Annotated in this window: 17 protein-coding genes; 10 read left to right on the top strand and 7 right to left on the bottom strand. The window is 72.1% G+C overall.

Going from position 1 to position 19686, the window contains the following annotated elements:
• Positions 1-27 precede the first annotated feature (27 nt).
• Both ACQP0U_RS30520 and ACQP0U_RS30515 read right to left on the bottom strand, forming a co-directional pair.
• Entirely contained in the window at positions 28-1581 is a 1554-nt protein-coding gene (locus ACQP0U_RS30520; RefSeq protein ID WP_433313805.1) for an FAD-dependent oxidoreductase, read from the bottom strand.
• A gap of 24 nt (positions 1582-1605) precedes the next feature.
• Complete coding sequence (locus ACQP0U_RS30515; protein ID WP_357183605.1) at positions 1606-2094, bottom strand: MSMEG_6728 family protein; 489 nt, start codon at positions 2092-2094, stop codon at positions 1606-1608.
• 95 nt (positions 2095-2189) lie between these two features.
• On the opposite strand from ACQP0U_RS30515, the gene ACQP0U_RS30510 reads away from it, so the two are divergent.
• The 5 genes from ACQP0U_RS30510 to ACQP0U_RS30490 all read left to right on the top strand — a co-directional run bounded on the left by ACQP0U_RS30510 (position 2190) and on the right by ACQP0U_RS30490 (position 9575).
• Positions 2190-4160, top strand: coding sequence for an NAD-binding protein (locus ACQP0U_RS30510; protein WP_433313802.1), 1971 nt, complete (start codon positions 2190-2192; stop codon positions 4158-4160).
• Between the two features lie 83 nt (positions 4161-4243).
• Positions 4244-4843, top strand: a complete 600-nt coding sequence (locus tag ACQP0U_RS30505) for a DUF416 family protein (RefSeq protein ID WP_433313800.1) — start codon at positions 4244-4246, stop codon at positions 4841-4843.
• A 77-nt stretch (positions 4844-4920) separates the two neighbouring features.
• On the top strand, positions 4921-7773 hold the full coding sequence (locus ACQP0U_RS30500) for a BTAD domain-containing putative transcriptional regulator (RefSeq protein ID WP_433313797.1): 2853 nt from the start codon (positions 4921-4923) through the stop codon (positions 7771-7773).
• A 30-nt stretch (positions 7774-7803) separates the two neighbouring features.
• The gene (locus tag ACQP0U_RS30495) at positions 7804-8793 is read left to right on the top strand and encodes an ATP-binding cassette domain-containing protein (protein WP_433313795.1); all 990 of its coding nucleotides are present in this window, start codon (positions 7804-7806) and stop codon (positions 8791-8793) included.
• On the top strand, positions 8790-9575 hold the full coding sequence (locus ACQP0U_RS30490; protein WP_433313792.1) for an ABC transporter permease: 786 nt from the start codon (positions 8790-8792) through the stop codon (positions 9573-9575). The genes ACQP0U_RS30495 and ACQP0U_RS30490 overlap by 4 nt, the downstream gene beginning before the upstream one ends.
• A gap of 4 nt (positions 9576-9579) precedes the next feature.
• On the opposite strand, the gene ACQP0U_RS30485 is transcribed toward ACQP0U_RS30490, so the two are convergent.
• Complete coding sequence (locus ACQP0U_RS30485; RefSeq protein ID WP_433313790.1) at positions 9580-10815, bottom strand: APC family permease; 1236 nt, start codon at positions 10813-10815, stop codon at positions 9580-9582.
• Between the two features lie 11 nt (positions 10816-10826).
• Entirely contained in the window at positions 10827-11573 is a 747-nt protein-coding gene (locus tag ACQP0U_RS30480) for a phosphatase PAP2 family protein (RefSeq protein ID WP_433313787.1), read from the bottom strand.
• Positions 11574-11662: 89 nt separating this feature from the next.
• Between ACQP0U_RS30480 and ACQP0U_RS30475 the strand changes: the two genes are divergently transcribed.
• A complete protein-coding gene (locus ACQP0U_RS30475; RefSeq protein WP_433313784.1) occupies positions 11663-12886 on the top strand; it encodes a DUF4032 domain-containing protein in 1224 nt (407 codons plus the stop codon).
• A 15-nt stretch (positions 12887-12901) separates the two neighbouring features.
• Here ACQP0U_RS30475 and nagA read toward each other — a convergent pair whose 3' ends face one another.
• The 3 genes from nagA to ACQP0U_RS30460 form a co-directional block, all read right to left on the bottom strand.
• Positions 12902-14011, bottom strand: a complete 1110-nt coding sequence (nagA, locus tag ACQP0U_RS30470; RefSeq protein ID WP_433313781.1) for an N-acetylglucosamine-6-phosphate deacetylase — start codon at positions 14009-14011, stop codon at positions 12902-12904.
• A complete protein-coding gene (locus ACQP0U_RS30465) occupies positions 14008-14913 on the bottom strand; it encodes an ROK family protein (RefSeq protein WP_433321280.1) in 906 nt (301 codons plus the stop codon). The genes nagA and ACQP0U_RS30465 overlap by 4 nt, the downstream gene beginning before the upstream one ends.
• A gap of 121 nt (positions 14914-15034) precedes the next feature.
• Positions 15035-15964 carry an SIS domain-containing protein gene (locus tag ACQP0U_RS30460; protein WP_433313778.1) on the bottom strand — a complete coding sequence of 310 codons (930 nt, stop codon included), beginning with the start codon at positions 15962-15964 and terminating at the stop codon, positions 15035-15037.
• A gap of 199 nt (positions 15965-16163) precedes the next feature.
• On the opposite strand from ACQP0U_RS30460, the gene ACQP0U_RS30455 reads away from it, so the two are divergent.
• From ACQP0U_RS30455 to ACQP0U_RS30440, 4 genes are all read left to right on the top strand, one after another.
• Entirely contained in the window at positions 16164-16949 is a 786-nt protein-coding gene (locus tag ACQP0U_RS30455) for a DeoR/GlpR family DNA-binding transcription regulator (RefSeq protein ID WP_091403015.1), read from the top strand.
• A gap of 208 nt (positions 16950-17157) precedes the next feature.
• Positions 17158-18081 carry an ATP-binding cassette domain-containing protein gene (locus ACQP0U_RS30450; RefSeq protein WP_433321277.1) on the top strand — a complete coding sequence of 308 codons (924 nt, stop codon included), beginning with the start codon at positions 17158-17160 and terminating at the stop codon, positions 18079-18081.
• The gene (locus ACQP0U_RS30445; RefSeq protein WP_433313774.1) at positions 18078-19094 is read left to right on the top strand and encodes an ABC transporter permease subunit; all 1017 of its coding nucleotides are present in this window, start codon (positions 18078-18080) and stop codon (positions 19092-19094) included. Before ACQP0U_RS30450 ends, ACQP0U_RS30445 begins: the two co-directional genes overlap by 4 nt.
• 108 nt (positions 19095-19202) lie before the next feature.
• Entirely contained in the window at positions 19203-19607 is a 405-nt protein-coding gene (locus tag ACQP0U_RS30440) for a DUF3263 domain-containing protein (RefSeq protein ID WP_433313772.1), read from the top strand.
• The last annotated feature ends 79 nt before the right edge of the window (positions 19608-19686 follow it).

Raw genomic sequence — 19686 nt, 5'->3', positions numbered from 1 at the left:
TTCGAGCGTACGGCAGCGTCCTGCGGCTTATGTTGCGTTTTGTCGATTTGGCCCGGTGCGACCGGCCAGCAGCCCGCGCGGTCGGATCGAGCGCACCGGCTCGGCCGCGCCGCCCTCGGCGCGCAGGATGTGGTTCGCGGCGATGATCCCGGTCGCGGCCGAGCGTTCCATCAACGCGCTCGGGAAGTCCGTGGCGATGCCGTCGCCGGCCAGGTAGAGGCCGTTCGCGTCGGTGCGTACCCCCGGTCGCCAGGCGTGGCTGCCCGGCGTGAACGCCGGCGCCTGCGCCTCCACCCGGGCCCGCAGCTCGCGGACCCGCAGGTCGCCGGCCTCCGGCCAGAGCGCGACCAGCTCGCGGCGCATCCGCTCGGCCAGCTCCTCGGCCGGCACGCCGGGCTCGCAGGCGTACGCGTGCAGTTCGACGACCGACCCACCGGTCTGTCGCGCCCAGCGCCGCGGCTCGTTCTCCAGCCGGTGGTAGAGCGTCACCGAGTCCAGAGTGGGCTGGCGGGACACGCCGCTGAACACCGCCCGCTCGGCGGCCACGTCCCCGTCGCACCAGTAGCGCGCCACCGCGTACGGCGGGCCGGGGGTGCCGAAGGCAGGCATCCGCGCCGCCAGCTCGGGTGCCTGCTCAACCAGGGCCGGCGAGGCCGCGACCAGCGCGGCGAGCGCCGGCGGGTCGACGGCGAGCACAACGTGACCCGCCGGATGGCTGCCGCCGTCGGTGGTCGTCACCCGCCAGCCCTCGGCGTCGCGGTGCACCCCGGTGGCGGCGCAGTTGGTGAGGACCCGGCCGCCGTGCTTCTCCACGTGCCGGGTCAGCGGCGCCCAGATCGCGGTGGCGTAGTCCTCGTCGGGGCAGTCGAAGGCCAACCCCTCCGGGTTGCCGAGCAGGTAGAAGTGGAACTGGGCGACCATCTCGGCGGCCGACATCTCCGCCTCGTGGTTGAAGAACGAGTGCGAGAAGACCTCGAACAGCATCGCCCGCGCCCGGTCCGGCAGGCGCAGCGACGCCAGCAGCTCGTCGGCGGTGGTGTCGTCCAGGTCGGCGTAGGTGCGCACCGGGTCGTAGCTGAGCAGCGGCAGCGCCGCGTCCCGGTCCATCAGTCGCAGGTCGGCCAGGCGCAGGCTGGGGCTGCGCAACAGCAGTGCGAGCAGGTTCGCCGGAGGCGCGGGCGGCAACCTGCCGAACTCCTCGGTCGGCCACTGCTCGCTGAGAATCGGGTAGCCCGGAATGGGCTTGAGGAAGCCCAGGTCAGGGTCGACCCGGCGGAGGATGGACCGCCAGTTGTAGTACTGCCGGAAGAACGCGTGGAAGCCGTGCTCGTTCTGCTGGCTGCCGTCGGCGAGCGCCTCCGGCCAGGCGCCCAGTCGACCGCCGAGCGTCGGTGCCGCCTCCAGCACCGTGACCGCCACACCCCGTTCGGCCAGCACCACCGCCGCCGACATGCCGGCGATGCCGCCACCCACCACCAGCGCCGTGGTCGGTCGCGGCACGCGGTCGGCGCCACCGCCGCCCGGGTCGACCTGATGCTGCCGTACGCCGATCAGTCGACCTACCACTTGCGACAGCGCCATTGGCCCAGTCTGCCCCACCTCGGCTCAGTCGGCCGGTAGGCAACGGCGGGGGCGGTCGGAGGCGGGCCAGACGTACTCCAGATCCTCCGGCACGTCATCGCCGAACAGCGGGCGGTAGTGCGTCGGGTCCTTGCGCAGCAGCGACGAGCGGTGGCTCAGGTGCAGGTCGTCGCGGCCCAGCCACGGTGGCAGCTCACCGGCCCGGGCCAGCTCGTCCTGGGTCCGTACGACACCGGCCCCGCAGGCGGCGGCGAGGTCGACGGTCATCGTGGTGGCGCAGGTGTCGGCCCGCCCCGGTTCGGTCCAGACCGCGCACATGTCCAGCCCGTAGCGGACGAGCGCCTCCTCGTACCCGGCCCACATCTTCACGGCCGGGTGGTTGCGCCAGCCGTACCCGGGCCGGGTGAGCCCGCGCAGCACCTGGATGGCCTCCACCCGCTGCTTGCCCAGCCGCTTCTGGTCCAGCGTGCGGGCGCTGGCCAGGAAGCCCGGGTACGGGAGGAACGTCTGCATGTCGCTGCTCTACCCGTCGCCGGGGCGGACATACCTGGCCACGGGATGATCCGGACGGGGTCGCCCACCAGGGCCGTGCTGATTACGATCCGGGCATGGCGGAGCCGTGGCGGGACCGGGCGCGACGGGCGGTCGAGTGGAACTGGCGGCTGCGCTCCGTCGGTGATCCACGCCCGCACTATGTGATCTGCGGGAAGGACGCGCTCGCCTACTACGTGGCCCGGGCGCTGCTCGAATCCGAGCTGCCGGCGGGCGGGGCCCGGGTGACAGTCGTGGTGCCGGAGCGTTACCGCAGCAACGGGCCGGACGTGGCCGGGCTGCGCGGGCTCCGGGTGGTCCGCTCGGACCGGCTGGACGTGGCCACCTTCGAGGCCGCCGGGCTGGCCGGCGCGACCGGGCTGGCCCTGCTGCACCAGGACGACGTGGGCAACCTGCACGCCGCGCTCTGCGCCCAGGCCGTCGACCAGCGGGTCCGCCAGGTGCTGCGGATGTTCAACGGCACCCTCGCCGACGGCGTCCGCAAGCTGCTCAAGGCCCCGGTCGAGGTGCTCTCCGACGCCGAGATGGCCGCGCCGGCCTTCGTGGCCGCCGCGCTCAACGAGGTCGACCCCAGTTCCTTCCAACATCGGGACAAGACGCTGCGGGTGGCGCGGCGGGCCGATGTCCGACCGCAGGACGTGGTCTGCGCGCTGGCGCACCTCAGTGAGGCGCAGGGGGTGGAGCTGCTGCCGGCCGAGCAGGCCGGCGCCGACCTGGTGCTCGCCGAGGCGACCGGCCAGCCACCAGGCACCGAGGTCGCCGCCCGCCGGCTGGTCCGGGCCCGGCGTCGGCGTCGTCCGGTCACCGTGGTGATGGGTGCGGTACGCGGCTTCGCCACCCGCAAGATCGGCATCGCGGTGATGCTGGTGCTCGCGCTGATCGCGGTACTGGGGGCGCTCATCTCCCGGGCCGAGGACGTCTCTCCGCTGGAGGCGCTGTACCTGACGCTCGTCACCACGCTCAGCGGCGCCGACCCGGACACCACCAAGGCCGCGGACGCGCAGATCATGCAGGTGGTGCTCAACCTGGCCGGGTTGGCGCTGATCCCGCTGATCACCGCCGTCGTGGTGGACGGCATCGTCAACGCCCGGCTGGCCCTGCACACCGGCCGGTTGCAACCCGCGCGGGTCGGGCACGTCGTGGTGATCGGCCTGGGCAACGTCGGCACGCGGGTGGTGGCGCAACTGCGCGAGTACGACGTCGAGGTGGTGGCCATCGACAAGGACCCGGAGCCGCGCGGTGCCGCCCTGGCCCGCCAACTGGAGGTGCCGCTGATCGTCGGCGACGCCGCGCTGCCGGAGACGCTCGCCGCCGCCTCGGTGGCCGACTGCCAGGCACTGGTGGTGGCGTCCACCGACGACGTGGCCAACCTGGAGGCGGCGCTCGCTGCCCGCGATCTCCGTGCCGACCTGCGGGTGGTGCTCCGGCTCTTCGACGGTGACTTCGCCGAGCGGGTGGAGGAGACCTTCGCGCTCGGGGTGTCCCGGTCGGTCTCCTACCTGGCCGCCCCGGCCTTCATCGGGGCGCTCACCGAACGCGCCGTGATCAGCACCATCCCGGTTGACAGGCACGCGCTGCCGGTCGCCGAGGTGCCGGTCGCCCCCGGCTCCGAGCTGGACGGCCGACCGCTGGACGTGGTCAACCGGGACGGACAGGTCCGGCTGATCGCCCGCACCCCGGCGGGCGGTGCCAAGACGATCTGGTGGAAGGACCTCGACCCCCGGCAGGTGATCTTCGCGGGTGACCGGCTCACCGTGGTCGCGCGCCGACGCGGGTTGGACTGGCTGACACGGCAGTGCGCCCCGCCCGCCCCGGGGAGGATGCCGACCCCGCACGGTCACGTCGGTTCGACACCCCGGCCGGAGCCGGTCCTGCCGGCGGCGGTACCCGACTCACTGCCGACGCCGACAGTTGGGCAGGTGGCTGTTCCGGCCCCCGGCGCGGCACATCCGATGCCGACCCCGTCGTCGCCGGTCGACGGCGCCGTACCGCCGAGCCGCGACGGGGGCACCCGGGTAGATGACTAGGAGTCGTCTGGACGCGGCCGGCTTCCAGATCCTCCACGCCTCCCTCCGTTAGGGTCGGCGAAATCAAGTGTCAAGATGAGTCGATGTCCACGGTGAGCTTCGACGGTCAGAGGCTTCGTGAGGTCCTTGCCGCACTCGCGCCGTGGCAGCGCCTTGCGTTCGCGACCAGTTGTGTCGAGGTTCTGGTGCCGTCGTACGTCACGTTCAGCGAGCTGGAGCAGGTCGGTGACGCCAATCTCGTGCGGGCCAGCGTCGACGCTGTCTGGTCGGCGTTGGAAGGCCACGAACCGGAGGCGACCTATCCCGAGCTGCCGTCGCCGGAGTCGGTGAAGGAGCTGTTGCCCTCGGAGGATGATTGGAACGAGTGGGCACCTCAGGCGGAGGACGCGGTTGCGTCGCTCGTCTATCTACTTGAGCTGCTAGCCAGCGATGACGTCATCTACGCCGTCCATGCTGCGGAGCGGGCATATTCGGCAGTCGATGACTTCGTTGCCCGGGAGCAGGACCTCGGCGTGCTCGACGCTGATGATCGCGAGGCTTTGCTGAAGACGCCCCTGATCCAGGCTGAGCTGCGACGCCAGGCGGATGCACTCAGAATCCTGCAAGACTCGGCGGCCGAACGGTCGGCGGTCTCCGAACTGCGTGCCGCCGCCCAACGACTTCCGGTCGGTGGAGCGTTGTAGCTGGCGGGGATCTCCTGATCAACAAGACCGGCGATCGGCGAGCAGGAACCGGTCGGCACTGAGCGACAATCCATGGCATGCGTTTCCGCATCCTGGGCCCGACCCGGGTGGTGCTGGCCGACGGGCGAGAGGTCCCAGTCGGCGGTCCGCGGCTGCGCGCCCTGCTGGCGCTCCTGCTCCTCGACGCCGGCCGGGTGGTCTCCGCGGAGCGGCTTATCGATGGCCTGTACGGCGAGAATCCGCCCAGAGGCGCGGCCAACGCGCTCCAGTCCCAGGTGTCGCGGCTGCGCCAGGCCCTGCCCGCCGAGCACGACCCGGTCGAGTTCCACCCGGCCGGTTACCGCCTCGCTGTGGATCCCGACGATGTCGACGCGTACCGGTTCGAACGGCTCGCCGAGGCGGGGCGCCGCGCGCTCGTCGGCGGCGACTGGCCCCGGGCGGCGGCCGTGTTGCACGAGGCGCTGGAGCTGTGGCGTGGTCCTGCCCTCGCCGATGCCATCGGCGCAGCCGGCGCGCCCGCGCAGGCGGCCCGGCTGGAGGAGCTGCGGCTGGCCGCCGTCGAGGATCGGGTCGAGACGGATCTGGCGTTGGGCGCACACGGCGCGCTGGTAGCGGAGCTACGGGAGGCGGTCGCCGCGCATCCGTTGCGGGAGCGGTCGCGGGGCCAGCTCATGCGTGCCCTGGCCGCATCGGGTCGGCCGGCGGAGGCGTTGGCCGAGTTCGAGGACGCCCGGCGGACGTTGGCCGAGCAGCTCGGCACTGACCCGTCGGCGGAGCTGGCCGCGATCCACCTGGCGGTGCTGCGGGGCGAGGAACGCGGGTCGACCGAACGGGCGCTGCCGGGTCAACTCACCACGTTCGTCGGGCGGGACGAGGAGCTCAGGCGCGTCGGCGAGTTGCTCGGCGAGCGGCGGCTCGTCACCCTCACCGGCCCCGGGGGAGCCGGCAAGACGCGCCTGGCGATCGAGGCCGCGGGCCGAGTCGACGGCGAGGTCCGTTTCGTCGAGCTGGCCGGGCTGGCCGACGGTTCGGACGTACCGCAGGCGGTGCTGAGCGCGCTCGGCCTGCGCGACGCGGGCCTGCGCGCCCCGGCCGAGGCGGGCTGGCAGACAACGGATCGGCTGGTCGAGGCGCTCGCCGAGCGGCGACTGCTGCTGGTGCTCGACAACTGCGAGCACGTCCTCACCGACGCGGCCCGACTGGCTGCCCGGTTGCTGAGCGCGTGCCCGGCGTTGCGCGTCCTGGCCACGAGTCGCGAGCCGCTCGGGCTGGCCGGTGAGGCGCTGTGCCCGTTGTCCGGGTTGACCCTGCCACCGCCCGGCGCGTCCGCGCGCGATGCCGACGAGTACGCGGCTGTCGGCCTCTTCACCCAGCGGGCCGTCGACGTCGCGCCCGATTTCGCAGTGACGCCGGCCAACGTCGAGATGGTGCTGCGGATCTGCCGCAGCCTCGACGGTCTGCCGTTGGCGATCGAGTTGGCCGCCGCGCGGCTGCGGGCGCTGTCCGTCGCCGAGGTGGCCGCCCGTCTCGACGATCGGTTCCGGCTGCTGTCCACCGGCAGCCGGGCCGTGTCGCCGCGACACCGCACCCTCCGGGCGGTGGTCGAGTGGAGTTGGGATCTGCTCGACGACGCCGAACGGAGAGTGGCCCGACGGCTGACCGTCTTCGCCGGTGGGGCCACTCTGGAGGCGGCCGGGCGGGTCTGCGGCCTGCCCACCGCCGAGTTCGTCGACGCGCTCACCGGGCTGGTCGACAAGTCCTTCGTGGAGATGGCCGGCGGCCGGTACCGGATGCTCGAAACGGTGCGGGCGTTCTGCGCCGAGCGTCTCGCCGATGCCGGCGAGGCCGATCAGTTCCGTCGCGCGCACACCGAGTACTTCCTCGAATTCGCCTGGACCGCCAGCGACCACCTCCGGCAGGCGGAGCAGCTGCACTGGCTGCGACGGCTCGACGCGGAGCGGGACAACCTGCATGCGGCGTTGCGCCGGGCCACGGCCGCCGGTGACGCGTCCGACGCGGCCGGGATGGTCGCTGCCCTGTCGTTCTACTGGTGGTTGCGCGGCATGCGCGGGGAAGGGGCGCGGCTGGCCGCCGACGTCCTCGAACTGCTCGGCACCGAAGCACCGCCGGGGCTGAACGAGGAGTTCGCCCTCTGCGTCTACAACGCCTCGCTCGCCGGCTCCGGCCACCTGCCGTCGGTCGGAACGCAGCGGTCCGTGATCCGTAGCCTCGACCGGCCGCCCCGACAGCCGTTCCTGCTGTACCTGTCGGGGATCTCGACCGGACCGCCGTCCGGAGGCGCGGACAATGTGGACGAGCTGATGGCCGAGCTGCGACGGCTGGTCGGCCCGGACGTGTGGATCAACGCGCTGGGTGCCATGGGCAGCGGCTCGGCGTTGATGTGGAGTGGCCAGTGGGACCGGGCCAGGACCGCGCTGACCACCGCGCTCGACGGCTTCCGGAGCACCGGGGACCGGTGGGGCGCCATGATCACGCTCGGCGCGCTCGGGGAACTGGCCGCCTGGCAGGACGATCCGGACGCGGCGGGTGCCCACATGGATGAGGCCATGGGGTTGGTCGAGGCGCTCGGGTCGGCCGTCGACCAGGCCGACATGCTGCGTACCCGGGGCGAGATAAGGCTGCGTGCCGGTGACCTCGCGGCGGCGGATGACGACTTCGCCGGTGCGTTGCTCCTCGCGCAGCGCAGCGGCGCGCCCGAGTTCGTGGCCAGCGCCCGGCTCGGCCTCGCCCAGGTGGCCCGGGTGCGCGGGGACCTGACCGCCGCGAGGCGGTTCTGCGAGGAGGCGTTGACCGGTGGGCTCACCGGCTGGTACGTGGGCGACGCCGCCCGCGCGGAGATCATTCAGGTCCTGAAGGAGATCACCGAGGCGGAGAGGAAAGGTGCGCCACCGTCAGCGGACGGTGCGTGATCCGTCAGCGCCCGACCGCACCGTGGGGGCATGACGACATTCGAAGTGGTCGCCGAGGGTCTGGGCAAGCGGTACGGCCCGACCCGCGCGCTCGACACGTTTGACCTGACCGTGCCGGCCGGCACGGTCCACGGACTGCTGGGACCGAACGGCGCGGGCAAGACGACGGCCGTACGGATCCTCACCACGCTGCTGCGCTTCGACACGGGAAGGGCCAGCGTGGCCGGGTACGACGTGCTGCGCCAACCGGACGAGGTGCGCGCCCGGATCGGGCTGACCGGGCAGTACGCCGCGGTCGACGAGATCCTCAGCGGCCGGCAGAACCTGGAGCTGTTCGGCCGGCTGTTCCGGCTCGGCCGACGGGAGGCCAGTCGACGCGCCGGTGAGCTGTTGGAACGGTTCGGGCTCGACGAGGCGGCGAGTCGGTCCGCCGGTGAGTACTCGGGTGGGATGCGCCGCCGACTGGACCTCGCGGCCAGCCTGATCCGTACGCCGCGCGTGCTCTTCCTGGACGAGCCGACGACAGGCCTGGACCCGCGCAGTCGCAACCAGGTGTGGGACCTGGTCCGGGGTCTCGTGTCGGACGGGACCACGGTGCTGCTCACCACGCAGTACCTGGAGGAGGCCGATCAGCTCGCCGACCGGATCTCGGTGATCGACGCAGGGCGCGTGGTGGCCGAGGGCTCACCGGACCAGCTGAAGGCGATGACAGGTGGTGACCGGATCGAGGTGGTGGTCCGCGACGCGGCCGAGCTGAGCCGTGCTGCCCGCCTTGTCGTGCCGATCTGCGGCGCGGAGGCCGAACTCGACCCGGAGGTCCGACGGCTCAGCGTGCCGGTGGTCGATCGCGTCGCCGGCCTGGTCGACGTGGTTCGCGCGCTGGACGAGGCCGGGATCGCGGTCGAGGACATCGGCCTGCGGCGCGCGACGTTGGACGAGGCGTTTCTGCACCTGACCGGGCACCGGCCGGACGAGGCCCGGGAGACCGTCGGGGCTGGACGGACGGGGGACGTGGCATGACCACCGCTGTCGCCGACGGCTGGACGATGACCAGGCGGAACATGACCCACGTGATCCGCGCTCCGGAGGAGCTGATCCTCTACTTCTCGCTGCCGATCATGTTCGTGCTGGTCTTCGGGTACGTGTTCGGCAGCGGCATGCAGGTGGCGGGCGGTGGCGACTACCGCGAGTTCCTGCTGCCGGGGGTCTTCGTGATGACGATGCTGTACGGGCTGGGAGCCACCGCGACAGGTGTGGCGCTGGACCTCAGCCGGGGCGTGGTCGACCGCTTCCGATCGATGCCGATGGCACGGTCCGCCCTGATGACCGGTCGCACCGCCGCCGACCTGCTGCGCGCCCTGCTGGAGATGTCCACCCTGTTGGTGTGCGGGCTGCTGGTCGGGTGGCAGTGGCGACAGGGTGTCGGCAAGGCGTTGCTCGCCGTCGGGCTCCTCCTGTTGCTGCGGATCGCGATCACCTGGGTGGGGATCTACCTGGCGTTGCTGGTCCGCAACCCGGACACGGTCGGTGTGATCGTCTTTCCGGCGGCGTTCCCGTTCACCGCGATCTCCAATGTCTTCGTGTCGCCCGAGCTGATGCCGTCGGTCATCGGGACGATCTCGGAGTGGAACCCGCTGTCGGCCACCGTCGCGGCGATCCGCGAACTGTTCGGCAACCCGGGCCTGGGTGGCGACTCCTGGCCGGCAGAGCACGCGATGCTGTTGGCGGTGCTGTGGCCGGTGCTGCTGATCGCGACGTTCGCCCCGCTGGCCGTGCGCCGCTACCAGCGGCTGAGCCGCTGACCGGTCAGCGGCGGGCCCGCAGCGCGTAGAGCGCGGCACCGACCGCGAGCACGCCCAGACCGGCGAGAACGCTGCCCAGCGGCAGGTTGACCACCAGCAGCAGACAACCGAAGAGCCCGAGGCCGGCGAGTACCCGGACCGGCAGCCGCCGGTCCGGGTCCCGGCCCAGCGTGAGCGCCGCCGCGTTGGTGATCGCGTAGTAGACGAGCACCGTGCAGCTGGAGAAGCCGATCGCGTCGCGTACGTCGCCGAGCAGCACCACCACGATCACCACAGCGGCGACCGCCAGCTCGGCCCGGTGCGGCACCTGGCGCACCTGGTGCACGGCGGCCAGCGCGCCGGGCAGGTCACGGCGGCGGGCCATCGCGAGGGTGGTCCGCCCGACCCCGGCGACCAGGGACAGCAGCACCCCGACGACAGCGATGGTGGCACCGGCGCGGACCACCCACGCCAGGCCGGGCAGCCCGGCGGCGGTCACCACGTCGACCAGGGGCGCGGCCGAACCGGCCAGCCGGTCGGCGCCGAGCACGCCGAGCGTGACCACTGCCAGCACCAGGTAGATCACGAGCACCACCCCGAGCGCCAGCGGCACGGCGCGCGGGATGGTCCGCCGTGGGTCGCGGACCTCTTCGCCGAGCGTGGCGATCCGGGCGTACCCGGCGAAGGCGAAGAACAGCAGACCGGCGGCGGTGAGCACGCCCCGCGCCGAACCGCCGGGTTCGCCGAGCCGGTCCAGGCGCACCGGTCCGCCCACCGCACCGACAACCGTGACGAGGACCAGCACCGCGAGCACCAGCGCGACAAGTGCCCTGGTCACTGTGGCGGTCTTGCCGATGCCACGCAGGTTCACAGCGGTCACCGCGAGCACCGCGCCGACGGCGACAAGCCGCGCCTGGCCCGGCCAGAGGTACGCCCCGACGGTCAGCGCCATCGCCGCACAGCTCGCCGTCTTGCCGACCACGAAGCCCCAACCGGCCAGAAAGCCGGCGATCGGCCCGAGGCGCTCCCTGCCGTAGACGTAGGTACCGCCGGACTCCGGGTACCGCGCCGCGAGCCGCGCCGAGCTTGTCGCGTTGCAGAAGGCGACGAAGCCGGCGAGCACCAGCGCGGGCAGCAGGCCGGCGCCGCCGGCCGCCGCCACGGCCGGGCCGAAGACCACGAAGACGCCCGCGCCGAGCATCGAGCCCAACCCGATGACGACCGCATCGGGTACGCCCAGCCGCCGCGCCAGTTGATCCACGGGCCGAAACCCTAGGGGTACGAGGTGAACGGCCGGTCCCACGCGCGTAGCCGGCCGGGGAGCGGCACGCCGTCCCAGGGCACCCGGTGCAGCAGCCGGTCCAGGAAGAGCCCGAGCAGCAGGGCCGCCACGCCGTCGGTGAGCCAGTGGAAGTTTAGGTAGGTCGTGGTGACCAGCAGGATCGCCGGCGGCGCGACCCTGATCAGTCTGCGCACGTTGGGGTGCAGCCGTCCCGCCGTCAGCGCCGTCAGCAGCACGGCCATCACCCCGTACCAGACGATCGCATTCGCCACGTGCCCCGACGGGTAGGAGAGGTCGTACTCGGTGGGCGGCAGGTCGTTGAAGATCCGAACCGACTGGGTAGGCGGCAGATCCGAGCTGGGCGCGGCCCGGTCGGTCAGGACCTTGAGCGGCCCGACCGTCAGGTACAGGAGCACGAACGCCCCCGCCAGCAGCAGGAACGGCCGGACGGTGCGGGCCCGCCAGGCCACGGCCAGGGCCAGGGCCAGGGAGAGGGGCATCAGCAGCCAGCCACCCTGCCCGAGAAGGTTGAACACCCGCGCGGTCCAGTAGATCGGCGCGGGGTGATGGGCGTAGGCCCATTCCCGTACGGCGAGGTCCAGACCGAGCAACGCGCCGTTGGCGAGGGCCAGGGTCAACGCGCCGAATCCGACCAGCAGGAGCGCGTCGAACCACCAGCCGGCCGGGCGGACGGGCCGTAGCCGCAGGTCACGTCGTACCGCTGTGGGTTTGAGCACGCGACCACGCTACCGGCCCGGTGCGAGGCCGGCGTGTGCGGCGCTGTGGGCCCAACCACGATCAGGGGCGGATGCGGGGGAGACCAGTCATGCTTGTGCGCGTGCGGATCACGTCTGCCCTCGTGGACCCGGCGCTGCTCGACCTGCCCTGGTCGACCCCGCTGGAGGAGTGGCCTGCCCAACACCTGGTGGCGCTGCCGCAGGGTATCTCCCGGCACATCGTCCGGTTCGTCCGGTTGGGCGACTACGTGTACGCGTTCAAGGAGACCCGCGAGCGGATCGCCGAGCGGGAGTACGACCTGCTCCGGGCGCTGGAGCGGATCGACTTTCCCTCGGTCGAGGCGGTGGCGGTCGTCGCCGACCGGCAGACCGAGGACGGGGAGCCGCTCGAATCGGTGCTGATCACACGGCACCTGCAGTTCTCGCTGCCGTACCGGGCGCTCTTCTCGCACACCCTTCGGCCGGAGACGATGAGCCGGCTGCTCGACGCGCTCGCCGCCCTGATCGTGCGGATGCACCTGACCGGCTTCTTCTGGGGTGACTGCTCCCTGTCGAACACGCTGTTCCGCCGGGACGCGGGCGCCTTCGCCGCCTACCTGGTGGACGCGGAGACGGGCGCCCTGCACAACACGCTCTCCAACGGTCAGCGCGGCGAGGACCTGGAGATCGCCCGGGTGAACATCTTCGGTGAGGCGCTGGACCTGCAGGCCGCCGGCCTGCTGCACGAGTCCATCGACCCGGAGGTGGTCTGCGAGGAGGTCGTGCAGCGTTACGAGCGGCTCTGGCACGAGATCACCTATGAGCAGGCGATCGAGCGGGAGGCCCGGCACGACATCGAGGGCCGGATCCGCCGCCTCAACGACCTGGGCTTCGACGTCGCCGAGGTGGCCATGTCGTCAATCGACGACGGGCGTTTCCTGGTCCGACCGAAGGTCGTCGACGCCGGCTACCACACCCGGCGGCTGCTGCGGCTGACCGGGTTGGACGCCGAGGAGAACCAGGCACGCAAGCTGCTCAACGACCTGGACGCCTATCGCGCGGAGAGCGACCTGATCGACGAGCAGCAGGCCGCACACCGCTGGCTCACCGAGGTCTTCGAGCCGGTGGTCCGGGCCGTCCCCGCGCACCTGCGCCGCAAGCTCGAGCCGCAGGAGCTGTTCGCCCAGATCATCGAGCACAAGTGGCTGCTCTCCGAGCAGGCCGGCCGGGACGTCGGGATGCGCCACGCCGTCCAGTCGTACCTGTCCGACGTGCTGGTGCACCGCCCGGACGAGCAGGCCATCCTCGGCGTGGACGTCCCCAGCCTGAGCTAGCGGCTGGCCGCCGCGTCACTCCACCCAGGAGCCTCCGCGCAGCACCCGCACCACGTTGAGGTCGTCGTCCAGCACCACCAGGTCGGCGCGGAGACCCACCTGGAGGGACCCGACCCGGTCGCCCAGACCGATGGCCCGCGCCGGGGTGGTGGCCACCATCCGTGCGGCGTCGGCGATCGGGATTCCGGCGTTCACTGCGTGCCGCAGCGCGGCGTCCATGGTCAGCGTGCTGCCGGCGATCGCGCCGTCGCGGGCGAGTCGGGCCACGCCGTCGGCGACGGTGACTGCCTGGCCGCCCAGTTCGTACTCACCGTCGGCCATTCCGGCGGCGGCCATCGCGTCGGTGACCAGCGCGGCGCGGTCCGGGCCGGCGGTCGCCGTGACGAAGGTCAGCATGCCGTCGTGCAGGTGCACACCGTCGGCTACCAGCTCACAGATCACGGTAGGCGCGTCGAGCAGGGCCACCACCGGCCCCGGCTCCCGGTGGTGCACCGGCCGCATCCCGTTGAACAGGTGGGTGCCGACGCTGGCGCCGGCGGCGACCGCGGCGCGGGTCTGCTCGTACGTGGCGTCGGTGTGGCCCACCGCCGCCACCACCCGCTGCGCGGTGAGCAGCTTGATCGCCTCCAGTGCTCCGTCGCGCTCCGGGGCGAGGGTGACCATCCGGACCGCGCCCCGGCCCAGCTCGATCAGCTCGGTCAGCTCGTCGGTCGACGGGTCGCGAAGGTACTCCGGGTTCTGCGCGCCGCAGCGGGCGGCCGACAGGTACGGCCCTTCGAAGTGGACCCCCGCCAACACGCCCTCGTCGACAAGCGGGGCGAACGCCTCGGTGGCCTTACGCATCAGCGGAAAGGGCGCGCTGACCAGGCTGGCCAGCAGCGTGGTGGTGCCGTGCGCGAGGTGGAAGTCGGCCGCCGCGCGGGCCTCGTCGGCGTCCCCGGTGGTGAAGGTGTGCCCGCCACCGCCGTGGGTGTGCATGTCGACGAAGCCGGGCAGGATCCAGTGCCCGTCGCGCACCGAGGGATACTCGGCCACCGCCGTGATCCGATCCCCGTCCCACTCGACGCAGCCCTGTCGGACGACTCCGGTCGGGGTCACCACTCGGCCGTTCACCCGTACGGTCATCGCTTCTCCTGATGGTCACGGACACCCACGGCGTCCAGGGCGAGCAGGGCGGCACCGAGGCAACCGGCCTCGTCGCCGAGGGCTGCCGCGACCAGCTGCGGCTCCCGGTGGAAGGTCATTCGTTCGTGCAGCGCCGCCCGCAGCGGGGTCAGCAGCCGCTCCCCGGCCTGGGCCAGGCCGCCGCCGAGCACGATCGTCGCCACGTCGAACAGCGCCTGCCCGCTGGCGAGGCCATCGGCGAGCGCCTCGACCGCCTCCTGCCAGACCTGGCCGGCGAGCTGTTCGCCGGCCGCGGCCCGTTCGGCCACCTCCGCAGCAGTCACCGGAGCGTCGGCGGTCCCGCCGGCCAGTTCGGCGTAGCGGCGGCCGATCGCGGCGGCCGATGCGATGGCCTCGAGGCAGCCGGGGCGGCCACAGCCGCAGCGCGGACCGTCGGGCCGGACCAGGATGTGGCCGATCTCCCCGGCGGCGCCGTTGGCCCCCACGGCGGCCGTGCCGTCCACGACGTGCGCGGCGGCGATGCCGGTGCCGATCGCCACGAACAGCACGTGCCCGGTGCCCCGCCCGGCGCCGAGCCGGGCCTCGGCGAGACCACCGACACGCACGTCGTGGCCGAGCGCCGTCGGCAGGCCGAGCCGCCTCACCGTCAGGTCCCGCAGGGGTACGTCCCGGAAGCCCACGTTCGCCGACCAGACCGCGACTCCGCGCGCCTCGTCCACGACTCCGGGCACGGCGATGCCCACCGCGATCGGGGTGAGCCCGTCGGCGCGGGCCTTGTCGGCCAGCCCGCCGGCCACGTCCAGGATGGTGCCGACCACCGCGGCTGGGCCGCGTCCGGCATCGGTGGGGTGCCGCTCGGTGCTCACCACGACGCCGTCCGGCCGGACCAGGGCGCACTTCATGCCGGTGCCGCCGACGTCCAGCGCAACGACCACGCGGTCCGCGCCTGCGGCGTTGCCGTCGCTCACGGTGCCAGCTCGGTTCGCGACTGCGGGGCTCGCAAACCCGGCTCACTCCTCGCGCTCACGCCAACACCACGGATCTGGTCAGGTGTCGGGGCGCGTCCGGGTCGAGGCCCCGGCTGGTCGCCAGCGCGACCGCGAAGCGTTGCGCCAGGATCAGGTCGGCCATCGGGTCGACCGGGGTACGGCCGGCGGACCAGCTCCCCAGCACCGTGCGCCAACCGTGCGTGCGGCTGTGCACGAAGGCCGCGCCGGTGGCGGCCACATCCTCGGGCAGCCCGTCGGGTAGCTCGCCGAAGGCCCAGACCAGCCGGCCCGGTGCGGCGACCGAGATGGGCCCGTGCCGGTAGTCCATCGCCGGGTACGCCTCGGCCCAGAAGGTGGCCGCCTCGCGGCACTTCAGCGCCGCTTCCTGGGCCAGCCCGATCGTCCACCCCCGACCGAGGAAGGTGACCTGCTCGATGGTGGCCGGGTCGATCGGCAGCGGGGACCGCACCGCCACCTCGGCGTCGGCGGCGAGTGCTGTCACCGGGTCGCCGAGCTGGGCCCGGAGCAGGGCCAACGCGCTGGTCGCGAAGCGGGTCTGCACCACCGACCGCTCGTCGGCGAAGGGCATGGTCACGGTGGCGGTGGCCAGGTGGACCGCCGGGGACGCGGGGTCACCGACGATCACGGTGGTGGGTGTTTGTCCGCGCAGTGCGGCGAGCAGTTCCAGCACCTCGGTGGTGGTGCCGGAACGGGTGATCGCGACCAGCCGGTCGTAGCGACGGCCGGTGGGGAACTCGGACGCCTGGAACGCGTCGGTCTCACCCTGGCCGGCCTGCTCGCGGCGGGCCGCGTACGCCATTGCCATGAACCACGACGTGCCGCAACCGACGACGGCGACCCGCTCTCCGGGGCGCGGAAGATCACCGCGTACGACCTCGGCCAGCCTGGCCGCCTCCCGCCAGCAGTCGGGTTGGCTCGCGATCTCCGCGTCCACGTACGCCATGGGAACTCCTCGCAGGGCCGACCGATGCGCAATACGGCTCGTTAGACCCGCATTTCGCGCGTTATTCTGCGCGAACGCAGGTGACCATGGCAACCGGCCAGCCGATCGCGCAGGTCAGTCTTTTGCGCCAGCCTAGTTTTGCGCACTAGTGTGCACGCAATCAATCACCGTCCGTGCAGTTGCTGGGAGGGCCCCCGCGGTGGACCGGTACGCCAGATGGAACGCCCTGCTCGAGATGCTGACCGACAACGGCCGGGTCAGCGTCGAGGCGGCAGCCGAGCGGCTGGACGTCTCCCAGGCCACCATCCGGCGTGACTTCGACCAGCTCGCGCAGCAGCAGATGATCACGAGGACCCGGGGTGGCGCGGTCGCCAACGGCGTGTCGTACGACCTGCCGCTGCGCTACAAGACCGCCAAGCACTCGGCCGAGAAGCAGCGGATCGGGGCGGCCGCCGCGGCGCTCGTCACGCCGGGCACCGTGGTCGGTCTGAATGGCGGCACCACCAGCACCGAGGTGGCGAGGGCGCTCGCCGTACGACCGGATCTGAACACCAGCGCCGAGGGTGCCCAGCTCACCGTGGTGACCAACGCGCTGAACATCGCCAACGAGCTGCTGGTCCGATCCCGGATGAAGGTCGTGGTGGCCGGCGGTGTGGTGCGTCCGAAGTCGTTCGAGCTGGTCGGCCCGCTGGGCGGAGCGCTGCTGCGCGAGGTCACCCTCGACGTCGCCCTGCTCGGTGTGGACGCGATCGACCCGCAGCTCGGTGCCGCCGCCCACCACGAGGGGGAGGCGGCGATGAACAACCTGATGGTGGCCCGCGCCAAGCGTGTGGTGATCATCGCGGACTCGTCCAAGCTGGGCGGTCACGCCTTCGCCCGGATCTGCCCGGTCGAGCGGGTGGAGACGCTGGTGACCGACTCCGGTGCCGCGCCGGAGGTGGTGGACGCGTTCCGCGCTGCCGGCGTCCAGGTCATCTGCGCCTGAACGGTCACGCTCCGTCGATGAACTAGTCTGTTCGGCGCGTCGATGCATACCGGGTATTGCGCGCTCTTGCATACCGCGTATGGTGTCGGCTGTCACGCCCACCCATCGGGGGAGGTGCAGCTTGCCAGCTGTCCTGGAGATCGAAGGTCTACGTAAGACGTACAAGAGTCGTCGACGCGGCACCCGCAACGCGCTCGACGGCTTCGACATGCGGGTCGACGCGGGGCAGGTGCACGGCTTCCTGGGTCCCAACGGGTCCGGCAAGACCACCACGCTGCGTACCCTGCTCGGCCTGATCCGACCCGACGGCGGCCGGATGGCGCTGCTCGGGCACGAGGTCCCCGACGCGCTGCCCACGGTCGCCGGCCAGGTCGGCGCGATCGTGGAGAGCCCGCAGTTCTTCCCGCACTTCACGGCACGGGACACGCTGTCCCTGCTCGCGGGGGCGGGCGAGGTGCCGGCCACCCGGGTCGACGAGGTGCTGGAACTCGTCGGGCTGCGCGACCGGGCCGGCGAGCGGGTCAAGACGTACTCGTTGGGCATGAAGCAGCGGCTCGCCGTGGCCTCGGCCCTGCTCAAGAACCCGAAGCTGCTCATCCTCGACGAGCCGGCCAACGGCCTCGACCCGGGCGGCATCCGGGAGATGCGCACGCTGATGCGTACCCTCGCCGAGTCCGGAATGACAGTGGTGCTGTCCAGCCACATCCTCGGTGAGATCCAGCTGATCTGTGACTCGGTCACCATCATCTCGCTGGGCCGCCGGGTCGCGTTCGGCCCGGTCGACGAGGTGCTCGCGCAGCACTCGTCAGGTGCGGTCCGGATCCGGCTGGAGGCGGTCAGCGACCTGCCGGTGGCCACCGAGGCGCTCACCCAGGCGGGGATCCGGGTCACCGGTCACCCGGACCACCTGATGCTGGCCGGCGTCGACAAGCCGGCGTCGGTGACCCGGCTGCTCGCCGAGAAGAACCTCTACGTCAGTGAGTTGGCGCCGATCGCAGTCGATCTGGAGAGCGTCTTCCTCGAACTGACCGCCACCGCGCCGGTACCCGGTCAGCACCGGCAGGTCGACGAGTCCATGAAGGTCGGCGGGACGGGCCAGCCCGGTCCCGCCGGGGGAGGGTGGGGCGCGTGAGCCTCTTTCGGACGGAGCTGCGCCGGCTCAGCAAGCGGCGCTTCACCCGCTACATGACGCTTCTCGGCCTGCTGGTGCTGGCCGCGGTGGTGGTCGGGGTGTTCTTCACCAACCAGAAGATCGGTGCCGGCCAGCTCGCCCAGGCCGAGCGTCAGGCCGACCAGCAGTACCAGGAGCAGGTGCGCTGGAGCGAGCAGGAGCGCGCAGCGTGTGAGCAGGCCAAGACCGCCGGCACGGCTACCGACGGCCGCTACCCGGACGACTGCTCGATGATCACGGCCCCGTCCCGGGACCAGATCGAGGCGAGCTGGTTCCTGCCCTCGACGTTCGACTTCAAGGAGACGTTCGACGAGACGCTGATCCCGTTCGCGGCGATCCTCGCCCTGGTCGGGTTCGTCATCGGCGCGTCCTTCGTCGGTGCCGAGTGGAGCACCGGCGGCATGATGAACCTGCTGCTCTGGCGGCCGAAGCGGCTCACCGTACTGCTCACCAAGCTGGCCGCGCTGCTCACCGGCATCCTGGCGGTGACGCTTCCGGCCGCGGTGCTGTGGTTTGCCGGGTTCTGGGCGGTCGCCAACTTCCGGGGCAGCACCGAGAAGATGACCTCGGGGGTCTGGCAGTCGTTCATGCTGACCGGCGTACGAGGTGTCGTGCTGGTGCTGGTGCTCACCACCATCGGCTTCGCCCTCGCCTCGCTGGGTCGGCACACCGCGATGGCCCTCGGCGGCGTGGTGGCGGTGATGGTGGTCGGCCAGTTCGGCCTGGGCATCCTGCTGTCCATGGCGAGCGTGCGGTTCGCCGAGGCCTGGCTGCTGCCCACGTACGTGCTGGCCTGGATGACGAAGACGGTCACCTTGCAGGACTGGAACTCCTGCAACGCGACCTACTACGGGGAGTGCAAGCCGGCCACGATGGACATCACCTGGCAGCAGTCCTCGATCCTGCTCTCGGTCGGGGTGGTGGTGATCCTCGGGGCGGCGCTCTGGGCGATGCGTCGCCGCGACATCTCCTGACCTGACCGAAGTCGCGGCGCGGTCGGGCCGCCCGTCGGGGTTCCCGGCGGTGCGGACCGGCCGCGCCGCTTGCTGCGTCACTGGTCGTCGCTGGCTAGGCTGGGTGCCATGTCCGCCGACGCCACCCCGGCCACGCCCGAGCCGTCCACCGACGCTCGTCGAGGCGACGTCGCGGGTGCCGTCGGGCCGGCGGTTCCGAGTCCGCGGCCGGTGCCGCCCATCGAGAGCACCGACGATCCCGAACCGGACGACGGGGTCGACGTCGAGCCCAGCGGGCCGGCAGTCGGGCTCACCGAGCGGGAGCGGGCCATCCTCGCCTTCGAGCAGCAGTGGTGGCGGCACGCCGGTGCCAAGGAGCAGGCCGTCCGGGACACCTTCGGAATCTCGTCGACCCGGTACTACCAGCTGCTCAACGGTCTGCTGGACAATCCGGGCGCCCTCGCCGCCGACCCCGTGCTGATCAGCCGCCTCCGCCGCTTGCGCTCGTCCCGCGCCCGCAGCCGCCGCCGCTGACCTCGCCCCGCCCCGCCCCTCCCGGCGCGATCTTGCACTTTCTGTCGTCGTTTCGCGGCTTTTGCGCGTCCTTGTCGGG

Origin of the sequence: Micromonospora sp. CA-269861 (genome assembly GCF_050948505.1) — a bacterium.
Classification (GTDB): domain Bacteria; phylum Actinomycetota; class Actinomycetes; order Mycobacteriales; family Micromonosporaceae; genus Micromonospora.
This window is presented reverse-complemented; position numbering and strand designations above follow the sequence as displayed.

What these genes read in the sequence shown, in the direction of transcription:
- ACQP0U_RS30520 (WP_433313805.1), bottom strand. Translation starts at nt 1,581, where the DNA reads ATGGCGCTGTCGCAAGTGGTAGGTCGACTGATCGGCGTACGGCAGCAT.
- ACQP0U_RS30515 (WP_357183605.1), bottom strand. Translation starts at nt 2,094, where the DNA reads ATGCAGACGTTCCTCCCGTACCCGGGCTTCCTGGCCAGCGCCCGCACG.
- ACQP0U_RS30510 (WP_433313802.1), top strand. Translation starts at nt 2,190, where the DNA reads ATGGCGGAGCCGTGGCGGGACCGGGCGCGACGGGCGGTCGAGTGGAAC.
- ACQP0U_RS30505 (WP_433313800.1), top strand. Translation starts at nt 4,244, where the DNA reads ATGTCCACGGTGAGCTTCGACGGTCAGAGGCTTCGTGAGGTCCTTGCC.
- ACQP0U_RS30500 (WP_433313797.1), top strand. Translation starts at nt 4,921, where the DNA reads ATGCGTTTCCGCATCCTGGGCCCGACCCGGGTGGTGCTGGCCGACGGG.
- ACQP0U_RS30495 (WP_433313795.1), top strand. Translation starts at nt 7,804, where the DNA reads ATGACGACATTCGAAGTGGTCGCCGAGGGTCTGGGCAAGCGGTACGGC.
- ACQP0U_RS30490 (WP_433313792.1), top strand. Translation starts at nt 8,790, where the DNA reads ATGACCACCGCTGTCGCCGACGGCTGGACGATGACCAGGCGGAACATG.
- ACQP0U_RS30475 (WP_433313784.1), top strand. Translation starts at nt 11,663, where the DNA reads ATGCTTGTGCGCGTGCGGATCACGTCTGCCCTCGTGGACCCGGCGCTG.
- nagA (WP_433313781.1), bottom strand. Translation starts at nt 14,011, where the DNA reads ATGACCGTACGGGTGAACGGCCGAGTGGTGACCCCGACCGGAGTCGTC.
- ACQP0U_RS30465 (WP_433321280.1), bottom strand. Translation starts at nt 14,913, where the DNA reads ATGAAGTGCGCCCTGGTCCGGCCGGACGGCGTCGTGGTGAGCACCGAG.
- ACQP0U_RS30460 (WP_433313778.1), bottom strand. Translation starts at nt 15,964, where the DNA reads ATGGCGTACGTGGACGCGGAGATCGCGAGCCAACCCGACTGCTGGCGG.
- ACQP0U_RS30450 (WP_433321277.1), top strand. Translation starts at nt 17,158, where the DNA reads ATGCGGGTCGACGCGGGGCAGGTGCACGGCTTCCTGGGTCCCAACGGG.
- ACQP0U_RS30440 (WP_433313772.1), top strand. Translation starts at nt 19,203, where the DNA reads ATGTCCGCCGACGCCACCCCGGCCACGCCCGAGCCGTCCACCGACGCT.